The sequence below is a fragment of the Janthinobacterium sp. GMG2 genome, assembly GCF_033949445.1.
GTDB classification, from domain to species: domain Bacteria; phylum Pseudomonadota; class Gammaproteobacteria; order Burkholderiales; family Burkholderiaceae_D; genus Janthinobacterium; species Janthinobacterium aestuarii.
Genome location: NZ_JAXAWA010000002.1, coordinates 604,139 through 625,666, shown reverse-complemented (window position 1 = coordinate 625,666; position 21,528 = coordinate 604,139). Strand labels below are relative to the sequence as shown.

Genomic DNA, 21,528 nt, shown 5'->3' with positions numbered 1-21,528 from the left:
AAACATATGACGGCAGTCGGGATTACCGAACCACAAGAGCTCAAGCGCGGCCTGAAAAGCCGCCACATCCAGCTCATCGCCCTGGGCGGCGCCATCGGCACCGGCCTGTTTCTGGGCATCGCGCAAACCATCAAGATGGCCGGACCTTCCGTGCTGCTCGGCTATGGCATCGCCGGCGTCATCGCTTTTTTGATCATGCGCCAGCTGGGCGAGATGGTGGTCGACGAACCCGTCGCCGGTTCGTTCAGCTATTTCGCCGACAAATACTGCGGCCACCTGCCCGGCTTCCTGTCGGGTTGGAATTACTGGGTGCTGTATGTGCTCGTCAGCATGGCCGAACTGACGGCCGTCGGCATCTACGTGCAGTACTGGTGGCCGGGCGTGCCAACCTGGGTCTCGGCCCTCATCTTCTTTTGCGCCATCAACGCCATCAGCCTGTTGAACGTGAAGGCCTTCGGCGAGATGGAATTCTGGTTCGCCATCATCAAGGTGGTCGCCATCATCGGCATGATCGTCTTCGGCGCCTACCTGCTCGCTTCCGGCGACGCGGGTCCGCAGGCGTCGGTAGCCAACTTGTGGCAGCACGGCGGCTTCTTCCCGAATGGCTGGCAGGGCCTGGTGATGGCCATGGCCGTCATCATGTTTTCGTTCGGCGGCCTGGAACTGGTGGGCATCACGGCGGCCGAGGCGGACGATCCGAGCACGACGATCCCGCGCGCCACCAACCAGGCCATCTACCGCATCCTGATCTTCTATATCGGCGCGCTGGGCATTTTGCTGTCGCTGTACCCATGGCAAAACGTCGTCACCGGCGGCAGCCCCTTCGTGCTGATCTTCCATGCGCTCGACAGCAACCTGGTGGCCACGGCCCTGAACGTGGTGGTGCTGACGGCCGCCCTGTCCGTGTACAACAGCGGCGTGTACTGCAACACGCGCATGCTGTTCGGCCTGGCCAAGCAAGGCAATGCGCCGCGCGCGCTGCTGCGCCTGAACCGCCGCGGCGTGCCGCTGGCGGCGCTGGGCGTGTCCGCGCTGGCGACGGGCGCCTGCGTGGTGGTCAATTACTTCATGCCGGGCGAAGCGTTCGAGGTGCTGATGGGCCTCGTGGTGTCGGCCCTGATCATCAACTGGGCCATGATCAGCTGGATCCATTTGCGCTTCCGCGCGCAGAAGAAGGCCGAGGGCAAGACGACCCTGTTCCAGAGCCTGGGCTACCCGTTCACCAACTACCTGTGCCTGGTCTTCCTGGCCGGCATCCTGGTGATCATGTATTTGACGCCGGGCCTGCGCATCTCCGTCTACCTGATCCCCGTGTGGCTCGCCGCGCTGGGCATTGGCTACTGGATCAAGCAAAACAAGGCCAAGGCATAGGCTTGCGCAGTATTTTGCAATCAGCAAACAAAAAGCCCGTCTTCGCAGACGGGCTTTTTGCATTCAGCGCGCGCTATTACTAAGCGGCGGCGGCCTCGCCTGCACCCGGCTGCACATCGGTTCGCCACAGGCCGATGCTCTGGCCCGCATACGATTGCAGCAGCACGTCGTCGCTCAAGGTCAGCATCGCCTGCTGGCGCTGCTCCGCCTTTTTCTCGGGAGTCATGCCCAGCTCGCCCGTCTTGTAGGGACCCAGCACAGGCAGCAGGTCGCGCAGCACGGAATAGTTACCTGGCGTCGTCTTGTCCGATTCCAGCTTGCCCAGGAAATACTTCATCACATGCTCGGACTGGTTGCCCTCCTGCCGCAAGCTCGCCTTGACCATCTTGCCATCCTTGTAGGCCACCTGCGCGTCGCTGCTGGCCGTATCTTCGATCTGGTGGTAGGTATAGTTCTGCGATTCCGTATTGTCCAGCAAGCGCAGCGGCACGCCGGGGACGAGCGTCTCATGGAAACTGGCGCTCAGCTTCGATTGCTGCTGCTGCCTGACCGAACGCTCATCCTGGCTGGCGCCGGCCTGCAGCGTCTTTTGCGACACGTCATAATTGAAGCCATCCTTTTCCGAACTGCGCATGGGATTACTGAATTTCACGGCCTGCGACACGGAGGCGCTGAAATCGGCCAGCCCCGTCAGGATGGACTTGTCTTCGGCCGCCAGGCGCCACTTGCCCGTCTCGGGACTGTCCGTGGCCACCTGCGGCGCGGCGGTATTGCTGTGCAAGGCCGTAAAGCTATCCTTGAGCATGGCCACCAGGCCCGCGTCGCCATGGCCGCGCGACGCCGCCTGGTCGAACTGCTTCAGGTAGCTGCCCAGCGCCTTCGCCTGCTTTTCCTTGCTGCCCAGGGTATTGAGCGCGCTGGCGTCGACCTTCAGGTCCAGGCTGCCGGCCACGCCGCTGAAGCTGACCTTGCGCTGCGCGCCATCGGCCTGGAAGTCCAGGGTTTGAATACTTTCCGGCTCGCCGCGCACCTTGACTTCCGCATGCAGTTTCACCGAGGCCAGCTGCTGCTGGTCGAACTGCATCAAGCCTTCCAGCTTGATTTTCGGCGTACTTTGTCCCATGCCGTCGATGGCTTCCTGGAAGCCCTTCGCCAGCTCGCCCAGGGCGCTCGCCTCAGCGTCGCTGAGGTCGCCACTGGTCGTCATGCTCACGGCCAGGCCGTCGCCCTGGCTGTCGAGCGACAGCTTGACTTCCACGCCGCTCTTGGTCGTGATGCTGAGGGAAACCCTGTCTTCGCCATTGCCATGCAGGCTGCCCGGCGCGATACCGGACGCCGCATAGACATTCGGCGTGGCGCTCGGCGGCGGCTGACGCATCGCCTGCGAGAAATTGTAGTTGCCCAATTTGGCCTGTCCCAGCATGGCAGCGCCCAGGCCGCTGAAGCGGCCGCCAAACGCATACGAGGAAAAACTCTTCGTCATCGCGTCGCTGACCTTGTTGCGTGTCGCGCTTTCCCACACCATCGGCGGCTTCACGAGCGCGGCCGGTTTGCTGTCGTTCACGCTCTCCGGACTGAGGGCAACGATGGAAGACGGCGCGGATGGGGACGACGGCGATGCCGCCTGCGTGCGGTTCGGCGTGGCGGAGGAAGCCCCTGACGGGGCGCTATTCCAGTTTGACAGTGGAGAAATGGAGGTCATGGCGCTGTAACCTTGCAAGTGGCGAGTAGGGGCATCATAAAAGTTCGATATGGTTAGTTTTTTTGCAATCACCTGGCGCCAGGCAAGCCTTGTGTCACGTTATCTGACGTGGTGGCAAGTACTGCGTGGCAATACTGCTATAACGGCAAGAAACGGCAAAGCATGAGTGTCGGGGAAATGAAACATTTTCATACGGATGACCCAGCCGCCCCGCAACAAGTTGATTCACCGCCGGGAATGTCTCAAAATGTATCGTATGGAACACAAGATTCTGCGCGCGCCGCTGGCCAGCTTTACCGATTTGTTGCTCGACGCCGTGTGCATGGTCGACGTGGACGGGCGCTTCGTCTTCGTCAGCGCCGCCTGCGAACGCATCTTCGGCTACACGCAGCAGGAAATGGTCGGCAAGCAGATGCTCGACCTGGTCGCTCCCGCCGACCGCGCCCGCACCCTGGCCGCCGCGCGCGCCATCATGGATGGCCATGCGCAGACGCATTTCGAAAACCGCTACCTGCGCAAGGATGGCAGCCTGGCACACATCATGTGGACGGCCCGCTGGTCCGCCGCCGACCAGCTGCGCGTGGCGGTGGCGCGCGACATCACCTTGCTGAAACAGGCGCAGGCGAAGCAGGCCGCGCTGTACGCCATTTCCGAAGCCATGCAGGCGACGCAAGACTTGCCCGCCTTGCTGCACCGCATCCAGCACATCATCGGCGAACACTTGCCCACGCGTAGCCTGACCTTGCTGCTGCACGACGAACACGGCGCCCAGCCTTTGATGACCTGCCATGCCGACGACAGCGCGCCGCAGCCAACGTCTTCGCTGGCCAGCCTGCTGTGCGATGAAGTGCTGCGCAGCGGCCGCCCCCTGCTGCTGCAGGCGGGACAACTGGCCGGCCTGCCGGCTGCGCTGCAAACGGCGGCCGGCGCCCTGTCCTCGTGCTGGCTTGCCGTACCGCTGTATTCGTCCATGGGCAGCATCGGCGCGCTGGCCTTGCAAGGCGGCCAGGACGCCGTCATCGGCACCGAGCAAGATCAGGATTTGCTGCAATTTGTCGCCAAGCAGCTCGCCACCGCCATCGAGCGCCGGCAGTTGCAGACGCAAATGCAGTTCATGGCCATGCACGATGAACTGACCCGCCTGCCGAACCGCCGCCTGTTCCACGACCGCCTGCACACGGCATTCGCGCGCGCGCACCGCCAGGAAGGCCGGCTGTCGCTGCTGTTCCTGGACTTGAACAACTTCAAGCGCGTCAACGACGACCACGGCCATGCCTGTGGCGACCTGCTGCTGCAAACGGTGGCGAACCGCCTGCGCGATTGCATGCGCGAAACCGACACCCTGGCCAGGATGGGTGGCGATGAATTCGTCGTGCTTCTGGAAAGCAATGTCACGCCGGCCGATGTCAGCCTGATCGAGCAAAAGATCCACGCGGCCCTGGCCGCGCCGCTACACCTGGGCAACGGACAGCAATTGCAGATCGCCGTCAGCATCGGCGTGGCCCACTATCCGGAAGACGGCGATACCATGCAGCTGCTGCTGCGCCATGCGGACCGGGCCATGTACGCGTCGAAGGTGCTGGCCGCCGCCTCGCGCTAGCGGATGCCGCTCCTGGCGACAGTGCCCCCATGCTATACTTTCCCGCGATGCTGAGACTCTTCAAAACATGGCTGATCCTGCTGTTGATCACGGCGGTGCCGCTGCAAGCGGCCGCTGCGGGCGCCACGCGGCTGTGTGCGCCGCTCGCTGCCTCGCCTGCCGCCGCCATGACGGCCGCCTGCCAGCATCACGATGCGCAATCATCCACCATCCCGGACAGCGCCAGCACATCAGAAAACAGCAAGTCCCCTGCCAAGCACCCCGCGTGCGGCGCCTGTTCCAGCTTTTGCCTGGGCGCGCTGATGCCGCCCTATTTCCCCCTGCCTGCCGCCGTGCTCAACGGCGCGGAACACGCCGCCGTAGCCAATGCCACCCTGCTGACGGGATTCATTCCCGACGGCTTACGCCGGCCTCCTAGACCGCTTTCCGCTTAAATAAAAGCAGGCCACCCAGGTGGCCACGATAGACCTACTTCGTCTGAAAGCAACACATGATCAAACATTTATTAGTGCGCGGCGCCTTCGCCGCCATGCTGGGCCTGCCCACGTTCGCCATGGCGGCCCTGCCCGTCATTGAAGTCTACAAGAGCGCCTCGTGCGGCTGCTGTTCCGCATGGATCAAGCACCTGGAAACGAACGGCTTTACGGTGCGCGCGAAAAATGTCGAGATGCCGGCGCAATACCGCAAGCTGGCCGGCATTCCCGACGCGCTCGGTTCCTGCCACACGGGCCTCGTGAACGGCTACGCCATCGAAGGCCATGTACCGGCCAGCGAGATCAAGCAACTGCTGCGCGAAAAACCCAAGGCGAAAGGCCTGGCCGTGCCGGCAATGCCGATGGGTTCGCCTGGCATGGAAGGACCGCGCAAGGATGCGTATGACGTCTTGCTGGTCAAGAGCAATGGCAGCACCGAGGTCTACAAACCCTACAAATAGGCACTGAGGAGAAATGAAAAACGCCGCCGGAATCGCTTCCGGCGGCGTTTTTCATGTCAGGCAGCAAAGAACCTGCCGCCTGTCAGGACTGCATCAGATGCTGTCCAATACCGCATTCAGGCTGGCGCTAGGACGCATGACCGCTTCCGTCTTCGCTGGATCTGGCAGGTAGTAGCCGCCGATATCCGTTTCCTTGCCTTGTACTGCCTTCAGCTCGGCAACGATCTTTTCTTCGTTGTCGGCCAGGGCTTTGGCCACTGGCGCAAAATGCGCTGCCAGTTCCGCATCGTCCTTCTGCGCCGCCAGAGCTTGCGCCCAGTACATGGCCAGGTAGAAATGGCTGCCGCGGTTGTCCAGTTCGCCGGTACGTGGCGATGGCGACTTGTTGTTGTCCAGCAGCTTGCCCGTGGCTTCATCGAGGGTTTTCGCGAGGATTTTGGCCTTCGCATTACCCGTCTTGATGCCCATGTCTTCCAGCGACACGGCCAGGGCCAGGAACTCGCCCAGCGAATCCCAGCGCAGATGGTTTTCTTCCACCAGCTGCTTGACGTGTTTCGGTGCCGAACCGCCGGCGCCCGTTTCGTACATGCCGCCACCGGCCATCAAAGGCACGATCGACAGCATCTTGGCGGACGTGCCCAGTTCCAGGATCGGGAACAGATCGGTCAGGTAGTCGCGCAGGATGTTGCCGGTCACCGAGATGGTGTCCAGGCCGCGGAAGGCGCGTTCCAGGGTGTAGCGCATGGCGCGCGTTTGCGACATGATCTGGATGTCCAGGCCCTTGGTGTCGTGATCCTTCAGGTAAACCTGTACCTTCTTGATGACTTCGTTCTCGTGCGGACGGTAGGAATCGAGCCAGAACACGGCAGGCATGCCCGAGTTGCGCGCGCGCGTGACGGCCAGCTTGACCCAGTCGCGGATCGGCGCGTCCTTGACCTGGCACATGCGCCAGATATCGCCCTCTTCCACCGTTTGCGTCAGCAGCACTTCGCCCGTTTCCAGGTCGGTGATGTTGGCGATGCCGCCTTCCGGCACTTCAAACGTCTTGTCGTGCGAACCGTACTCTTCCGCTTGCTGCGCCATCAGGCCCACGTTCGGCACGGTGCCCATGGTCTTCGGATCGAAGTTGCCATGCCATTTGCAGAAGCCAATCATTTCCTGGTAGATGCGCGCAAAAGTCGATTCCGGCATGACTGCCTTGACGTCTTTCGGACGGCCATCGGCGCCCCACATCTTGCCGCCGATACGGATCATGGCTGGCATCGACGCGTCGACGATGATGTCGTTCGGCGAATGGAAGTTGGTGATGCCCTTGGCCGAATCGACCATGGCCAGTTCCGGACGGTGCGCGTGGCAGGCGTGCAGGTCCTTGAGGATTTCATCCTTTTGCGACGCTGGCAGCGTGTCGATCTTGTCGTACAGGTTGCTCATGCCATTGTTGACATTCACGCCCAGTTTGTCGAACAGCTCGGCGTGCTTGGCGAACGCGTCCTTGTAGAAGATGCGCACGCAGTGGCCGAAGACGATCGGGTGCGACACCTTCATCATGGTGGCCTTGACGTGCAGCGAGAACATCACGCCCGTCTTGAACGCGTCGTCGATTTCCTTCTCGTAGAACTCCAGCAGCGCTTTCTTGCTCATGAACATGCTGTCGATGATTTCGCCCGCTTGCAGGGAAACCTTCGGTTTCAGCACGATGGTCTTGCCCGAGGCCGTGACCAGTTCCATCTTGACGTCGCGCGCCTTTTCCAGGGTCAGCGATTTTTCGCCATGGTAGAAGTCGCCATGGTGCATGTGCGAGACGTGGGTTTGCGACGATTGGCTCCATTCGCCCATCGAGTGCGGGTGCTTGCGCGCATACTCTTTGACGGCCTTCGGTGCGCGGCGGTCGGAATTGCCTTCACGCAGGACCGGGTTGACGGAGCTGCCGATGCACTTGCCGTAACGGGCCTTCAAGGCTTTTTCTTCTTCCGTCTTCGCATCTTCCGGGTAGTCCGGCAGCTTGTAGCCACGGCCTTGCAATTCGCGCACGCAAGCGATCAGCTGGCCTTGCGAGGCGCTGATGTTCGGCAGCTTGATGATGTTGGTGTCTGGATTCTGGGTCAATTTGCCCAGTTCAGCCAGGGTGTTCGGGACTTTTTGCGCGTCCGTCAGGAATTCGGGAAATTCGGCCAGTACACGTGCCGCCACCGAAATATCGCTGGACACCACGTCCACGCCGGCCGGCGCGGTGAATTTTTTGATGATTGGCAGCAGGGAATACGTCGCGAGCAGCGGCGCCTCGTCAGTCAGCGTGTAGATGATTTTGGATTTTTGTGTTGCCATGTTCATTCCCTTGTATGCGGTGATGCCTGGTGGTTAACTTTCTTCATTCCAAACACAGGACGGTTAGCCTTGCTTTGGACGGCTAGTGTGCCGGCGGTGACGCCGTGCTTGCCCACCACGTATTTTAGACTGTCCTGCCGCTGTTTGTGTATCCGATGGCGTCGAATCTTATATAAGACAGCAAATATCTGAGACAGACGGGAGAATATGGCGGTTTTCCGCAAGGAAATAGATGCAAGCAGGCCCACAGGCCATGTATGCACCAATGGAAACAAATATGTAAACAGAAATATATTCGAGCAAATCCTGTCCCGCTCACTCGTTTTTGACGATCCCTCGCACGTTCGTCAACGCCAGGCAGACATTCAGGACGATCAGGGCCCAGGCCCCGTCATGCCAGCCCCAGCAGACCCACAGCACATTGCTGAACAGAAAAACCCAGAAGCCGGCAAAGCGCCGTGCGGCCGCGCGCGACCCCACGAGCCAGGCCGCCAGCAGCGAAGCGGCCATGGCGGGCCATTGCAACAGTTCGATGATGTCGGACATGGCGCCTCCCGTTTGCGAGCAGCGTAGCAATATTTCCGCGATATCAGCGCACGCTTGGCAGACGGCAACTACATTGATATTTATCAAATTGACAGCCCGATGCCTGGGCTAATGTCGGTGCCATCTTTGATTTGAAACAGAAACTCTGCTGCCAAGACTCAACCATTCCAGACACAACGCCAGTTTTCGCCAGGCTCTTCATTCCCCAGCTGATAACGCTCGCCAAGTGCCGTAACACGCAGCGTCCCATCCCTTGCGTACACGTGCAGGGACAACTTTTGCTGGCGATTTTGCAGCCTTTTGATTAATGAACGTTAAAAAGGAATTTCGTATGAGCACGTATTCTGACATTTGCATTGTTGGCGCCGGCATAGGCGGCTTGACTTGCGCCAACCGCCTGATCGGCGCCGCCGCCGACAGGAAGCTGCGCATCCGGGTATTCGACCTGAATGCCACCGTGGGCGGCCGCATCCAGTCGCGGAAGATAGATGGCGAGGAAATCGCCGAACTGGGCGCCGCCCGCTATTCGCCGCAGCTGCATCCGCATTTCCAGCAACTGATGCAGGGCAGCGGTCTGCCGCATGCGGTCTACCCGTTCACCGAGGTCATCTCCCACGATAGCGTGCTCGACGAGCTGAAGGCGACGCTGGATGAGCTGAGCCCGAGGCTGACAGAGCATCCTAACCTCTCCTTCCTCGATTTCGTCAGCCATTACCTGGGCGCCGCCAAGGCCAGCAACATCATCAAGGCGACCGGCTATGACGCCTTGCTGCTGCCGATGGTGTCGGCGGCCATGGCCTACGACATCATCAAGAAACACCCGGAAACGCAGCACTTCACGGAAAACGCCACCAACCAGTGGCACTACGCCACCGATGGCTACCACGCGCTGCTGTGCCAGTTGCAGCACCAGGCCCAGGTCGCCGGCGTGGAATTCCAGCTCGAACATCGCTTGCTGTCCGTTGAAAAATCGGGCACCGACCATGTGCTCGCCTTCGGCCACCACGGCGACACGCAGATGCACCGCACACGTCATCTGGTGATGGCGATCCCGCCATCCGCCATGCCGCGCCTGAACCTGGATTTCCCGGCCGCATGGAGCCCGTTCCAGTACGACTCGCTGCCCCTGTTCAAGGGTTTCTTCACGTTCGACACGGCCTGGTGGGACGCGCTTGGGCTGACCGACAAGGTGCTGATGGCGGCAAATCCCCTGCGCAAGATCTACTTCAAGAGCGACAAGTATGTGCTGTTCTATACCGACAGCAAAAGCGCCACCTACTGGCGCGACAGCCTGGAACTCGGTGAAGACGTGTACCTGGAGCGTGTCCGCAGCCACCTGGAAGAAGTCCTGCCGCTCGATGGCCAGCCGCTGCCGCGGATCAAGGCGCACTTCCACAAGTTCTGGCCGCATGGCGTCGAGTTTTGCGTGGAACCGGAAGCCGAACACCCGGCCGTGCTGCTGCACCGGGACGGCATCATTTCCTGCTCGGATGCCTATACCGCGCATTGCGGCTGGATGGAAGGCAGCCTGATCAGCGCCCAGCACGCCAGCGGCCTGTTGCTGCAACGGCTAGCTCAACTGGACGAGGTCGCGGCCGCCAACGATACCTTCATCACTTCCTCGACCGAGCGCGCATGAGCCTACTTGACTTCCCCCGCCTGCACTTTCGGGGATTTGCCCGCGCCAATGTGCCGACGGGGAATCGCAATACGCACGGCAACATCGATATCGCCACGAATGCGGTATCGATGGCGGGCGAGGCCGTCGACCTGAGCCGGCCGCCGTCCGAATTCCATGCACACCTGAAACAGCTTGCCCCCCGCTTCAATGCAGAGGGCAAACCCGATCCGGACGGCATCTTCAGCCAGGCGGCAGGCTACAATTTTTGCGGCAACAACCATTTCTCGTGGGAAAACGCGCGGATCACGGGCGTCCAACTTGGCACTGGCGAGGTCGATACGCAGGACGCGCTCGTGGGCGCAAAGCTGGCCCTGTGGGGCCACTACAACGAGTACCTGCGCACGACGTCCAACCGCGCCAGGTGGATCGACAACAATCCATCGCAGCCGGACACCACGCTGATCTACGCCGGCCAGTTTACCTTGAGCGACAAGCTGGCCACGCCGAACACGCCCACCTTGTTCACAGCCGATATCGCGCAGGCGCACTCGGTACGCTGGCTCGGCAGCGGCCATGTCACGGAACGCAGCGGGCATTTCCTGGACGAGGAATTCGCCCGCTCCAGGCTGTTCCAGTTTTCGGTGGCCAAGCAAGATCCGCATTTCCTGCTCAACGGGGATCTGCCGCTGCCGGCCAGCATGCAGGCCTTGCGGCAAGCCCTGGCCGACGACGCGGTGCTGGGTCTGACGGTGCAATATGCGCTGTTCAATATGTCGACGCCGCTCAAACCCGATTCGCCCGTGTTCTACGACCTGGCCGGCAGCATCGGCCTGTGGCGGCGCGACGAGCTGGCAAGCTATCCGGCCGGCCGCCTGCTGCAGCCGCGCCAGGCCTGCCTGGGACCGGTGCTGGTGAAAATGCATGCGGACCGCGTCGCGTTCAACATGCCGACCGCCATTCCCTTCACCACGCGCGACCCGCACGCCGTCTCGGAACAGCATCCCACGCATGCCCTGGGCGACAAGCAGGCGCTCGGCGACCTGCTGCTGCGGGACGGCGCCGGCAACTTGCTGGCGCGGATACCCGAGCAACTGTACCGCGACTACTGGCGCCATCACGGCGTCTTCGACGTGCCGCTGCAGCACGCCGGCGCGGCCACGGGTTCGCTCAGCCTGGGCAGCGCGCAGGCGCAGTGGGACGAAACCGACTGGGTACTGCAATCGGACAGCAACCAGCTGTACCTGGAAGCGCCGAACCGCACCAAGCAGGAGCAATTTCCGCAGACGATCACCGTGCAAAGCCGCTTCCGCGGCGAGCTGGCGGCGCCCGCGTCCCTGCCGGCGCAGGCCGAGGACGGCGCGCTGCTGGCCGTGGAGCGGCAGCCGTCGCCGCTCGGACATGGCTACACGGCGCTGACCCTGACGGGGCGCCAGCCGGGCGCGACCAGGATCGTGCTGGGGGCAGGCAAGGATAAGCAATACCTCGGCGTGCGCGTGCTGCCCGACGACTGGGACCTCGATGACGTACCGGCCGAACAGGTCGACTACGCCTTCCTCTACCGGCATGTGATGAGCTACTACGAGCTCGTGTATCCATTCATGTCGGACAAGGTCTTCAGCCTGGCGGACCAGTGCAAGTGCGAAACCTATTCGCGCCTGATGTGGCAGATGTGCGATCCGCGGAACCGCGACAAGAGCTACTACATGCCCAGCACCCGCGAACTGTCGCTGCCAAAGTCGCGCCTGTTCCTGAAATACCTGACGCAGGTCGAGGCAAAGGCCAAGGCGGCGGTGCCGGAAGCGGCGGTGCCGCCTGTCATCGGCAGCAAGGCCGAGCTGATCGAGGAACTGAAAAAGGCCATCGACCTGGAACTGTCGCTGATGCTGCAGTACCTGTATGCCGCGTATTCGATTCCCAACTATGCGCAGGGGGCGGCGCTGGTGCAGGCTGGCCGCTGGCTGCCTGCCGAGCTGGAACTGGCCTGCGGCACCGAAGACCGGCGCCGCAACAGCGGCACGCGCGGCGCGCTGCTGGAGATCGCCCATGAAGAAATGATTCACTATTTATTGGTCAACAATGTGCTGATGGCGCTTGGCGAACCGTTTTATAGCGGCACCCCGGTGATGGGCCAGTTGGCGCGCAAGCGTTTCGGCCTGGACACGGAATTTGCGTTCGAGCCATTTTCCGAACACGTGCTGGCCCGTTTCGTGCGTTTCGAATGGCCCGACTACATCCCCACGCCAGGCAAATCCATCGCCACCTTCTATATCGCGATCCGCCAGGCCGTTGCCGACTTGCCCGGCCTGTTCGAGAGCGGCGGCGGCAAGCGCGGCGGCGAACACCATTTGTTCCTGAAAGAACTAACCAACCGCGCCTATCCCGGCTACCAGCTGGAAGTATCGGACCGCGACAGCGCGCTGTTTGCCATCGACTTCGTCACCGAACAGGGGGAAGGGGTGGCCGTCGATTCGCCGCATTTCGCCTCGTCGCACTTCCAGCGGCTGCGCGCCGTGGCCGGCAAGTTTTCAGCCTGCGGCAAACCGTTCGAGCCGGCGCTGCCGGCGCTGAAGAATCCCGTGCTGGAAGCGCGTGCGGACTGCACCGTGGTGACCGACCGGAAGGCGCGTGCGCTGATGCAGCTGTATCAAGGCTGCTACGAACTGACCTTTTTGATGATGGCGCACCATTTCGCGCAGCGGCCGCTGGGCAGCCTGCGCCGCTCGCGCCTGATGAATGCATCGATCGACATCATGACCGGCCTGTTGCGTCCCCTGTCGGCCGCTCTGATGAACATGCCGTCCGGCGTGCCCGGCCGCCATGCGGGACCGCCCGTGCCAGAGCCCGTCAGCAGCCTCATCAGCAGCGACTACAGCCTGGGCTGCAACATGCTGGCGCAGAAATGCCAGGCGCTGGCGCAGTACGCGCGCGGCCTTGAGAGCGATGTCATCGGCATGGCGCCGATAGAGATGTTGGAGTTTTTTAATCAGCAACTTACCGATTTATCTCGGGGAAAGATGTCAAGAGAGGCTTGAAATGCATAAAATCATTATCGTCGGCGGAGGCCTGGCAGGTAGCCTCAGCGCCATTTATCTGGCGCAACGGGGACACGATGTCCACGTTATCGAAAAACGCGGCGATCCGCTGCTGGAGAATGCCGCCAGCTCCGACCCGGTCAACTCGCGCGCCATCGGCGTGAGCATGACGGTACGCGGCATCAAGGCCGTCCTGGGAGCTGGCATCAGCAAGCAGGAGCTCGACCAGTGCGGCGAACCCATCGTCGGCATGGCATTTTGCGTGGGCGGCCGGCACCGCATACGCGAGCTGACCCCGCTCGAAGGCCTGTTTCCCCTGTCGCTGGACCGCACCGCCTTCCAGCGCCTGCTGAACCGGCATGCCGCCCTGCACGAAGTGAAGTATTACTTTGAGCATAAATGCCTGGATGTCGACCTGGAAAGAAAGCTCGTGCTGATCCAGGGCCCGGACGGCGCCGTGCAGCAGCTGCATGGCGACCTGGTCATCGGCGCCGACGGCGCCCACTCGGCCGTGCGGCGCGCCATGCAAAGCGGCGTGCGCCGTTTCGAGTTCAGACAGAGTTACTTCCGCCACGGCTACAAGACGCTGGTCTTGCCGAACGCGGCGGATCTGGGTTTCCGGAAGGATTTGTTGTATTTCTTCGGCATGGATTCCAAGGGCCTGTTTGCCGGCCGCGCGGCCACCATTCCGGACGGCAGCATCAGCTTCGCCCTGTGCCTGCCCTACACGGGCACGCCCAGCCTGGGCACGCTCAACCGCGAAGCCATGGCCGACTTCTTCAGCCGCTACTTCGGCAACCTGCCGCCGGACCGCCGCAAGGAGATGCTCGACCAGTTCATGGCGCTGCCCAGCAACGACCTCATCAATGTCCGTTCCAGCACCTTCCACTACAAGTCCAATATCCTGCTGATCGGCGATGCGGCGCATGCCACCGCCCCCTTCCTCGGACAAGGCATGAACATGGCGCTGGAAGACGTCCACGTCTTCGTTTCCCTACTGGAAAAGCACGGCAATGCCCTGGGCCCTGCCCTGTCCGAGTTCACGCAGCAGCGCAAGGTGCAGGCGGACGCCATGCAGGACATGGCGATCGCCAACTATGAAGCGCTGAGCAATCCGAATCTGATTTTCTTCCTGCAGACGCGCTACACGCGCTACATGCACAAGAAATTCCCCCGTGTTTATCCGCCAGACATGGCGGAGAAACTGTACTTCACATCGGTTCCTTACGATGAATTGCAGCAAATCCAGAAGAAACAAAACGTTTGGTACAAACTTGGAAGGGTAAATTAATGAACATTCTCGTTATCGGCGCAGGCCCCGCAGGACTGCTCTTCGCCAGTCAGATGAAACAAGCCCAGCCCGGCTGGAATATCAGCATCACGGAAAAAAACACCCCGGAAGAAGTGCTGGGCTGGGGCGTGGTGCTGCCGGGACGCCCGCCGCGCCATCCCGCCAATCCGCTCTCCTATCTGGAGCAGCCGGAACGGCTCAATCCGCAGTTCCTGGAAGAATTCAAGCTCGTGCACCACGACCAGCCCAATCTGATGAGCACCGGCGTGACCCTGTGCGGCGTGGGGCGCGAGGCCCTGGTGCAGGCGCTGCGCGCCAAGTGCGTGGCGGCCGGCATCGCGATCAGCTATGAAACGCCGCCGGCGCCCCGGGCGCAGCTGGAAGCCGAGTACGATCTGGTGGTGGTAGCGAACGGCGTCAATTACAAATCGCTGGAGTTGCCGCCAGCGCTGGTGCCGCACATCGATTTCGGCCGCAACAAATACATCTGGTACGGCACCACCCAGCTGTTCGACCAGATGAACCTGGTGTTCCGCAGCAATGAGCAAGGCATTTTCATCGGCCATGCCTACAAATACTCGGACACGATGAGCACCTTTATCGTCGAATGCAGCGAAGAAACGTACGCCAGGGCCGGCCTGGAAGCGCTGTCCGAGCGCGACGCCGCCGCATATATCGCCAAGACGTTCAAAGCCGAGCTCGGCGAACATGGGCTGCAGAGCCAACCGGGCCAGGGCTGGCGCAACTTCATGACCCTCAGCCGCGACCGGGCCTGCGACGGCAAGTTCTTCCTGCTCGGCGATGCGCTGCAATCGGGGCATTTTTCCATCGGCCATGGCACCACCATGGCGGTGGTGGCGGCCCTGCTGCTGGTCAAAATCCTCAACACCGAAGCTGGCACGGCCGCCGCCCTGGACAGCTTCAACGCCCGCGCCGTGCCTCTGATGCAATTGTTCAAGGACCACGCCAACGCCAGCCGCCTGTGGTTTGAAACCGTAGGCGAGCGTATCGACCTGAGCAATGCAGAGCTGACCGACAGCTTCGACGCCCGCCGCAAGGACTTGCCATCGCTGCAGGAAGCGCTGATGGCCAGCCTAGGCTACGCGCTGGGCCGCTAGGGAGATACCATGCCGACACACGTCTCCCCGCCGCTGCTGCCGATGCAATGGAGCAGCGCCTATGTTTCCTACTGGACGCCGATGCAGGAGGACGACCAGATCACGTCCGGCTATTGCTGGTTCGACTATGCGCGCAACATCTGCCGCATCGATGGCCTGTTCAACCCCTGGCCGGAAAAGGAACATGGACACCTGCTGTGGATGTCGGAAATCGGCGACGCCCGGCGTGAACAAAGCCGCAAGCAGAAAGTGGCTTATGCACGGCAGGCGCAGGCAACTGGCGCACAGCTGCAGGAAACGGCACTGGCCGACGAGGTGACGCCGTTTCAGGCGCTGTTCCTGCCGCAAGCGGTGCTGCTGGACGGCGGCGCCCGTCACGACGGCCGCCATAGCGTGCTGGGCCGGGAGGCGGATGCCTGGGTAGTCGAGCCAGCGGGCAAGCCGCCATCGGTGTTTTACCTGGAGGCCGGTGGCAACCGCCTGCTGCGCATGGTCACAGGCAATGACCCGCAGCACCGTTCGGTACGCGACTTTCCCAACCTGTCTGTCGGCGACATTCCGGACAGCGTCTTTACGTCTTGCAACACCTGACCAGGGCATGGCGCGTGCAAGGGCCGCATGCGGCCGGCGCGCGCCATCCCTGGCTAGTGTTTTTTGTTATTACTCTCGAAGGATATTGCTATGCCGCTGGTTGTTTACATTCTGGGGTTGACGATCTTTTCGTTAACCACTTCCGAATTCATGGTGGCGGGCATGATGCCGTCACTGGCCCTGGCCATGGACGAACCGGTGACACGGATCGGCTATCTGATCTCCCTCTACGCCATGGGCATGGTCATCGGCGGGCCGCTGAGCACCGTCGTCCTGCTCAAGCTGCGCGTGCCGAACAAGCAGGGGCTGCTGTGGCTGCTGGGCTTTTATGTCCTTGCCCAATCCGTCGCCGCCTCCGCCACCAGCTATGACGTACTGGCCGTCGCACGGGTGGTCACGGGCGTGGCCGCCGCCACCTGCTTTGGCCTGTCCCTGGCGATCTGCGCCGATATCGTCAGCCCCAACGCGCGCGGACGCGCCGCCGCCGTCGTGATCGGCGGCCTCATGCTCGCTTCGGTGGTGGGCGTGCCGGTCGCCACGCTCATCGACCAGCACCTGGGATGGCGCGCCAGCTTCTGGCTGGTGGTCCTGCTGGCGCTGATGTGTCTGGCGCTCATCACCGTGCTGGTGCCGCGCACCAAGCCATCCGAAGTCGTCAGCCTCGGCAAGGAACTGGGCGAATTCCGCAACCGCCACCTGTGGGCGGCGTACGCCAGCAGCGGCCTCATCATCGGAGCGATTTTCGCGGCATTCAGCTACTTCGCGGCCATCCTGACGGAAATTACGGGTTTTCCGACGTCCGCTATCCCCTGGCTGCTGGGCGTCTACGGCATCGCCAATGTAGTGGGCAATGGCGTGGTCGGCCGTTATGCGGACCGCTACACCACCGTCATCATGGTCTGGGGCATGGTCATCCTCAGTATCAGCCTGGCGCTGTTCGCCGTCTTTGCGCACGACAAGACCATCAGCGTTGCCCTGCTGGTCGTCACGGGCCTGGTCGGCATGTCGATGAATCCCGCCATCATCGCCCGCGTGATGAAGACCGCCCATCCGGGGCCGCTGGTCAACACCGTCCATACCTCGGTCATCAACATCGGCCTGGGCGCCGGCTCATGGCTCGGCGGCCTCGGCATCGCCGCCGGCTACGGCTTGCGCTCGCCGCTGTGGGTCGGTGTCGCGCTGGCAGTGCTTGGTCTCATCAGCTTGCTGCCTTACCTCGGGCACAAGTCGCGCGATTCGGTGCTGTCGCATTAGCGGCTGGCGACGTGTCTTGACGGCCAGGCCCAATCCCGGCAAGATCATGGTGCTGGCTGACAAGCTGCCGGCAACAGCTACCCTCTAGCGCTGGAGCCACCACCATTGAGCCAGGAATATTCCACGGCGATGCGCGACCTACTTGCCGCGCGTGACATCAGGCATGCCCGCACGCCGCCCGTCAGCGGGCTGACGCGGCAGCACTTCAGCGTCGCCAGCGAGCACAAGGAACTGCAGCTACTGGCCTGGCGCGATTATCTGGGCCGGTTCCTTGACCTCCAGGTAAGGCGCCAGCAGCTGGGCAATGGCTTTCACGCAGAACTCGACACGTACTTGCTGCCGGACATGGCATATCTGGATAGCCGCACGGACGCGGTTACCCAGCTGCGCAGCAATGAGCGCATCTCCACCGACAGCATGCGCGATTTCGTCTTTCACATCGCCGTCCAGGGCATTATCGAGACCAGCACGACGCGCCCCAGCGCAAAAGCGCTGCAATACACGCCAGGCATACTGGCCCTGGACATGAACCAGCCGATGCGCATGGTGCGGCCGACGCGGGCGCATGTACTGGCCTTCTTCCTGCCCCGTGCCGCGGTCAGTGCGCACCTGCCCGACGCCGAAGCCATTCATGGCCGCATCGTCGGCTATACCACGCCACTGACGCGCATGCTGCCGGCTTACCTGAATATCCTATGCCAGCGCCTGCCAGCGTTGCCGGCAGATCAGCAAGAGCAGACGCTACGCACGTGCGCCCGGCTGATCATTGCCGCATTTGCCAAGCAGCAGCGCCTGGAAGAGCATGGGCGCGCTGTCGCCCGCGCCGCGCTGCAGGGACAGATCGAACACTATATCCAGGCGAACCTGCACGAAGAACACCTGACGCCGGACGGCGTGATGCGGGCGTTTCCCGTCGCGCGCTCGACCATCTACCGCCTGTTTGAATCCCAGGGGGGCCTGGCCGCCTACATCCGCCATTGCCGCCTGCGCGACGCGGCACATGAACTGACCAGCATGCGCCATCTTGCCGTGACGCAGATCGGGCTGGGACTGGGCTTCAACAGCGCCTCCGATTTCTCACGCGCGTTCAGCCGCGCGTATGGCATGTCGCCGCGCGATTTTCGTGAACAATTCGGGAACAGTTCAGGCACAGTCCGGAATGATCTTTCCTCAAGATAATATTTTAAAAAAGTGAAACAGGGTGTCAAGTCGGCATGAACCGGGGATGGAGAATCAAGTTCCCTACCCGCCCGCGACAGCTGCGGGACCGGTTCCTACTCTCGACGGAGTTCTGCACCCATGCGTAACGACAACAACGATGCCATCCTCGCCCCTGCCCTGGCTCCGTACAATGAAAAGGCGAACGCCGCCATCGTCAAGGCGGTGCGCTCCAGGGACTGGACAAAGACGGCGGTGCGCTACGGTGAAATTTGTTTGACTTTAGCCAAGCCGGATGAGTTCACCGAAGTATGGAGCCAACTGGACCTGAGCACGTTCCCCCCCGACCTGAACAACATGCCGTGGATCGGCCTTTACCATTTCACGGGCAGCGGGCAGCGCGATGCGAATTGCCTGCCCGTCGGCGACATCGCGGTGTCCACCAGACTGGCTCCGCCGTATCAGCCGCCCCGGGCGTCTCCCATGTTTTACCTGTCACCGTGCCCGGAAGCGCCGCCGTCTGACCTGGGTCCCGCATTGGCGCATCCGACGGGGTTCCGTTTTCTGGTCAATGACAGAGGCTCCAAAAACCCCCGGGACATCTGCTACTGGCAGCCCATTGCGCCCGATGGCTATTACGCGCTTGGCATCTGCTTTAACGCCAGGGAACCGGACAGAAGCAACTATTGGTGCGTGAGAAAAGACCTGTGCATTTCCGTCGACAAGATCCGCGTATGGCAAGAACACGGATGGCACAGCAGCGGCAGCGTGGAAGCGCCGAAGGCGCGCCCGGACAAATGGAAGGATGTTCAGGATGGATACGTCCTTTTGTCGCCGCTGGCGTATACCTATGGCAGCTTGCCGGCATTTTACTTGCGCCTCCCCATGGCCTGCCTCGACGTGGAGCCATTTGATTTTCCAGGCCCGCCACGGCCGGAGCTGGACCCGGCAATTGTGGTCAACCACAAGCTGAAGGCCGGCTTGAGCCCAGTCGTGATCGTCCCGTTTACCGCCATCCCCGGTGACGCCAGCAACGTACCCGACCAGCCATATACGTCACCCTTCTATTTCATCGCCGCCCAGCCGTATTACTTTTGCTACAACGTGTTATCGCCGACCGGGGGCGGCACCACGACGACAACCTACCGCGTCGGCGTGACCAAAGAAGAATCCACGACCTTCGAACGGTCGACGTCGATCACCACGAATGTCGAGGTCGGTGCCGTGTTCGAAGGTCCCACCGCCTCGGCATCCCTTTCCATGACCAACACATTTTCATTAACGCAGCTGAGCGGCCGCACGGAAGAGACCAGCGTCGAATACTCGGAACAGCTGATCTTCAAGGAAACGGCGCGTGTATGGCAATGGCAATTGCTGACCGACCTGGTGGTGACGCGCTCGGATGGGACGCAGATCAGGCCCATCGCCTACCGGAATCAGGACCGCACCAACATTCCCCCGCCGGACAAGGCGAGCCCGCCAGAAGCCATGGAAAATTGAATCGCCGTTCTTTCCCAGCAGTACAACAGTGTGTTTGACATTTCTCATCCAACCAGGAGGTTTATATGAAACTGCAACGTCTATTTTGCCTTGTCGCCTTGATCTCGGCCGTTTCCATGGCGGGTGCCGCCAAGCAGGAGAAGGAAACACCCAAGGAAAATGCGGCGGCCAGCCCGGCCACCACCAAGGCAGAGAAGGATGCCGCCGCGGACCAGCAAGGCCACGCCCCTTGCTGGTCCGCGCGGCAATGCAGCGGCAAATCCAGGCCCAATCTCACGCTTGAAGCGTGCAAGCGGGGCAGCTTCGGCAAGTCGTGGGGACTCGCTCCCGGTCCGGGCTGCAGGACTTTCTGATGGCGATACCTTGATCCTGCCCGCATGGCGCGAGCGTCAATAGCCCCGCCCGCACCGCCTGGCCGGTTGCGCGGCGGCGTGTTTCGGCTAGTGCTAGCTGATGACCGGCCTGGCACGTCCCGCCCGCGTCGCCAGCCAGCACAGGATGGCGCCGCCGCACACCATCGCCGCGCCCTGCCAGAAAGCCAGCGACAGCGGCGTGCGCAGCAGCAGCGACGACAGCGCGGCGGACAGCACGGGGATGAAATACGAGGCGCCAGCGAGGATCGTGACGTTACCGTGCAAAATACCCACGTTCCACGCGGCGTAGCCAAAGCCCATGGCGCCGGCGGCCAGGACCAGATAAGTGACGGCCTCGGCAGTGAACGCCATGTGGCCGCCCCCTTGCAGCAAATACTTAACCCACAAGCTGATGGAAACGAGGATGAAGAACAGGGTCACGCCATTCTTGCCCTGCGCAAGGCGCGCCGTCACGGTGCAATACGCGGCCCAGATCAGCGCGCCCGCGAAGGCCAGGCCATAGCTGAGCGGGCTGCTCCGCACATTGGCCACGGTGCCGGCCACGTCAAAGCCCTGCTCGCCACCGAGCACCCAGCAGATGCCGGCGACGGACAGCAGGAAGCCCGGCACGATGAGGAAATTGCTCTTTTGCCCGTTGAACAGGATGGCCGCAACAATGGTGAAGGTCGGCCACAGATAATTCACCATGCCCACCTCGATGGCCTGACGCGCCGTGCTGGCATAGCCTATCGACAGCGCCAGGCACAGCTCATAGGTAACGAACAGCACACTGCCCCAGACCAGGTAGCGTCGCGGAAATTCGCTCAGCCTCGGATAACCCACGGACAGCAGCAGGAACACTGACGCCACGCTGTACATCATCGCCGCCCCGCCCGTGGGTCCCAGCAGGTCAGTGACACTGCGGATCAGCCCGATAATGGCGCTCCACAGCAGAATGGCGCCCAGCCCGGTCAGGGTGGCCTTGTTGGTATTTTTCATGTGTATGTCATTCAGATGAGGCAATCAAACGCCCGGCGGCACCAGCCAGGCGCCGGGCTTGCGAGACCATACACGGTGTCGTTCGCCAGGGCAATCAGCGGTGACAATTATTGAGATTTCATCAATTATTTGC

17 protein-coding genes are annotated in these 21,528 nt (G+C 61.9%); 13 read left to right on the top strand and 4 right to left on the bottom strand.

Annotated features, from left to right (window positions below; translation table 11 throughout):
* The first annotated feature begins 6 nt into the window (after window positions 1-6).
* The gene (locus tag SKZ59_RS08805; protein WP_034755636.1) at window positions 7-1,371 is read left to right on the top strand and encodes an amino acid permease; all 1,365 of its coding nucleotides are present in this window, start codon (window positions 7-9) and stop codon (window positions 1,369-1,371) included.
* Between the two features lie 79 nt (window positions 1,372-1,450).
* On the opposite strand, the gene SKZ59_RS08800 is transcribed toward SKZ59_RS08805, so the two are convergent.
* The gene (locus tag SKZ59_RS08800) at window positions 1,451-3,073 is read right to left on the bottom strand and encodes a hypothetical protein (RefSeq protein WP_319991429.1); all 1,623 of its coding nucleotides are present in this window, start codon (window positions 3,071-3,073) and stop codon (window positions 1,451-1,453) included.
* Between the two features lie 256 nt (window positions 3,074-3,329).
* Between SKZ59_RS08800 and SKZ59_RS08795 the strand changes: the two genes are divergently transcribed.
* From SKZ59_RS08795 to SKZ59_RS08785, 3 genes are read left to right on the top strand one after another with little or no spacing between them, the layout of a single operon-like run.
* Window positions 3,330-4,673, top strand: coding sequence for a bifunctional diguanylate cyclase/phosphodiesterase (locus SKZ59_RS08795; protein ID WP_319991428.1), 1,344 nt, complete (start codon window positions 3,330-3,332; stop codon window positions 4,671-4,673).
* Between the two features lie 47 nt (window positions 4,674-4,720).
* Window positions 4,721-5,107, top strand: coding sequence for a hypothetical protein (locus SKZ59_RS08790; RefSeq protein ID WP_319991427.1), 387 nt, complete (start codon window positions 4,721-4,723; stop codon window positions 5,105-5,107).
* A 56-nt stretch (window positions 5,108-5,163) separates the two neighbouring features.
* Window positions 5,164-5,607, top strand: a complete 444-nt coding sequence (locus tag SKZ59_RS08785; RefSeq protein WP_319991426.1) for a DUF411 domain-containing protein — start codon at window positions 5,164-5,166, stop codon at window positions 5,605-5,607.
* Between the two features lie 93 nt (window positions 5,608-5,700).
* Here SKZ59_RS08785 and SKZ59_RS08780 read toward each other — a convergent pair whose 3' ends face one another.
* Entirely contained in the window at window positions 5,701-7,932 is a 2,232-nt protein-coding gene (locus tag SKZ59_RS08780; RefSeq protein ID WP_034756379.1) for an NADP-dependent isocitrate dehydrogenase, read from the bottom strand.
* Window positions 7,933-8,247: 315 nt separating this feature from the next.
* Window positions 8,248-8,478: a hypothetical protein gene (locus SKZ59_RS08775; RefSeq protein WP_072453413.1), complete on the bottom strand. Its 231-nt coding sequence runs from the start codon at window positions 8,476-8,478 to the stop codon at window positions 8,248-8,250.
* Between the two features lie 331 nt (window positions 8,479-8,809).
* Between SKZ59_RS08775 and SKZ59_RS08770 the strand changes: the two genes are divergently transcribed.
* The 9 genes from SKZ59_RS08770 (at window position 8,810) to SKZ59_RS08730 (ending at window position 20,396) form a co-directional block, all read left to right on the top strand.
* Complete coding sequence (locus SKZ59_RS08770) at window positions 8,810-10,117, top strand: FAD-dependent oxidoreductase (RefSeq protein ID WP_319991425.1); 1,308 nt, start codon at window positions 8,810-8,812, stop codon at window positions 10,115-10,117.
* Window positions 10,114-13,131 carry an iminophenyl-pyruvate dimer synthase VioB gene (gene vioB, locus SKZ59_RS08765; protein ID WP_319991424.1) on the top strand — a complete coding sequence of 1,006 codons (3,018 nt, stop codon included), beginning with the start codon at window positions 10,114-10,116 and terminating at the stop codon, window positions 13,129-13,131. The genes SKZ59_RS08770 and vioB overlap by 4 nt, the downstream gene beginning before the upstream one ends.
* A 1-nt stretch (window position 13,132) precedes the next feature.
* Window positions 13,133-14,422, top strand: coding sequence for an NAD(P)/FAD-dependent oxidoreductase (locus SKZ59_RS08760; protein ID WP_319991423.1), 1,290 nt, complete (start codon window positions 13,133-13,135; stop codon window positions 14,420-14,422).
* Entirely contained in the window at window positions 14,422-15,540 is a 1,119-nt protein-coding gene (locus tag SKZ59_RS08755) for a tryptophan hydroxylase (protein WP_319991422.1), read from the top strand. The genes SKZ59_RS08760 and SKZ59_RS08755 overlap by 1 nt, the downstream gene beginning before the upstream one ends.
* A gap of 9 nt (window positions 15,541-15,549) precedes the next feature.
* The gene (gene vioE / locus SKZ59_RS08750) at window positions 15,550-16,131 is read left to right on the top strand and encodes a violacein biosynthesis enzyme VioE (protein ID WP_319991421.1); all 582 of its coding nucleotides are present in this window, start codon (window positions 15,550-15,552) and stop codon (window positions 16,129-16,131) included.
* Between the two features lie 90 nt (window positions 16,132-16,221).
* A complete protein-coding gene (locus tag SKZ59_RS08745; protein WP_319991420.1) occupies window positions 16,222-17,385 on the top strand; it encodes an MFS transporter in 1,164 nt (387 codons plus the stop codon).
* A gap of 129 nt (window positions 17,386-17,514) precedes the next feature.
* Window positions 17,515-18,564 carry a helix-turn-helix domain-containing protein gene (locus SKZ59_RS08740; RefSeq protein WP_319991419.1) on the top strand — a complete coding sequence of 350 codons (1,050 nt, stop codon included), beginning with the start codon at window positions 17,515-17,517 and terminating at the stop codon, window positions 18,562-18,564.
* A gap of 120 nt (window positions 18,565-18,684) precedes the next feature.
* A complete protein-coding gene (locus SKZ59_RS08735) occupies window positions 18,685-20,043 on the top strand; it encodes a Vps62-related protein (protein ID WP_319991418.1) in 1,359 nt (452 codons plus the stop codon).
* Window positions 20,044-20,108: 65 nt separating this feature from the next.
* Window positions 20,109-20,396, top strand: a complete 288-nt coding sequence (locus SKZ59_RS08730; protein ID WP_034755607.1) for a hypothetical protein — start codon at window positions 20,109-20,111, stop codon at window positions 20,394-20,396.
* Window positions 20,397-20,489: 93 nt separating this feature from the next.
* Here the strand turns inward: SKZ59_RS08730 and yddG are convergent, their stop codons facing one another.
* Window positions 20,490-21,395 carry an aromatic amino acid DMT transporter YddG gene (gene yddG / locus SKZ59_RS08725; RefSeq protein ID WP_319991417.1) on the bottom strand — a complete coding sequence of 302 codons (906 nt, stop codon included), beginning with the start codon at window positions 21,393-21,395 and terminating at the stop codon, window positions 20,490-20,492.
* Window positions 21,396-21,528: the final 133 nt, after the last annotated feature.

Excerpts from the sequence above, each read along its gene's own strand:
- SKZ59_RS08805 (WP_034755636.1), top strand. The coding sequence starts at position 7 with ATGACGGCAGTCGGGATTACCGAACCACAAGAGCTCAAGCGCGGCCTG.
- SKZ59_RS08800 (WP_319991429.1), bottom strand. The coding sequence starts at position 3,073 with ATGACCTCCATTTCTCCACTGTCAAACTGGAATAGCGCCCCGTCAGGG.
- SKZ59_RS08795 (WP_319991428.1), top strand. The coding sequence starts at position 3,330 with ATGGAACACAAGATTCTGCGCGCGCCGCTGGCCAGCTTTACCGATTTG.
- SKZ59_RS08790 (WP_319991427.1), top strand. The coding sequence starts at position 4,721 with ATGCTGAGACTCTTCAAAACATGGCTGATCCTGCTGTTGATCACGGCG.
- SKZ59_RS08785 (WP_319991426.1), top strand. The coding sequence starts at position 5,164 with ATGATCAAACATTTATTAGTGCGCGGCGCCTTCGCCGCCATGCTGGGC.
- SKZ59_RS08780 (WP_034756379.1), bottom strand. The coding sequence starts at position 7,932 with ATGGCAACACAAAAATCCAAAATCATCTACACGCTGACTGACGAGGCG.
- SKZ59_RS08775 (WP_072453413.1), bottom strand. The coding sequence starts at position 8,478 with ATGTCCGACATCATCGAACTGTTGCAATGGCCCGCCATGGCCGCTTCG.
- SKZ59_RS08770 (WP_319991425.1), top strand. The coding sequence starts at position 8,810 with ATGAGCACGTATTCTGACATTTGCATTGTTGGCGCCGGCATAGGCGGC.
- vioB (WP_319991424.1), top strand. The coding sequence starts at position 10,114 with ATGAGCCTACTTGACTTCCCCCGCCTGCACTTTCGGGGATTTGCCCGC.
- SKZ59_RS08760 (WP_319991423.1), top strand. The coding sequence starts at position 13,133 with ATGCATAAAATCATTATCGTCGGCGGAGGCCTGGCAGGTAGCCTCAGC.
- SKZ59_RS08755 (WP_319991422.1), top strand. The coding sequence starts at position 14,422 with ATGAACATTCTCGTTATCGGCGCAGGCCCCGCAGGACTGCTCTTCGCC.
- vioE (WP_319991421.1), top strand. The coding sequence starts at position 15,550 with ATGCCGACACACGTCTCCCCGCCGCTGCTGCCGATGCAATGGAGCAGC.
- SKZ59_RS08745 (WP_319991420.1), top strand. The coding sequence starts at position 16,222 with ATGCCGCTGGTTGTTTACATTCTGGGGTTGACGATCTTTTCGTTAACC.
- SKZ59_RS08740 (WP_319991419.1), top strand. The coding sequence starts at position 17,515 with ATGCGCGACCTACTTGCCGCGCGTGACATCAGGCATGCCCGCACGCCG.
- SKZ59_RS08735 (WP_319991418.1), top strand. The coding sequence starts at position 18,685 with ATGCGTAACGACAACAACGATGCCATCCTCGCCCCTGCCCTGGCTCCG.
- SKZ59_RS08730 (WP_034755607.1), top strand. The coding sequence starts at position 20,109 with ATGAAACTGCAACGTCTATTTTGCCTTGTCGCCTTGATCTCGGCCGTT.
- yddG (WP_319991417.1), bottom strand. The coding sequence starts at position 21,395 with ATGAAAAATACCAACAAGGCCACCCTGACCGGGCTGGGCGCCATTCTG.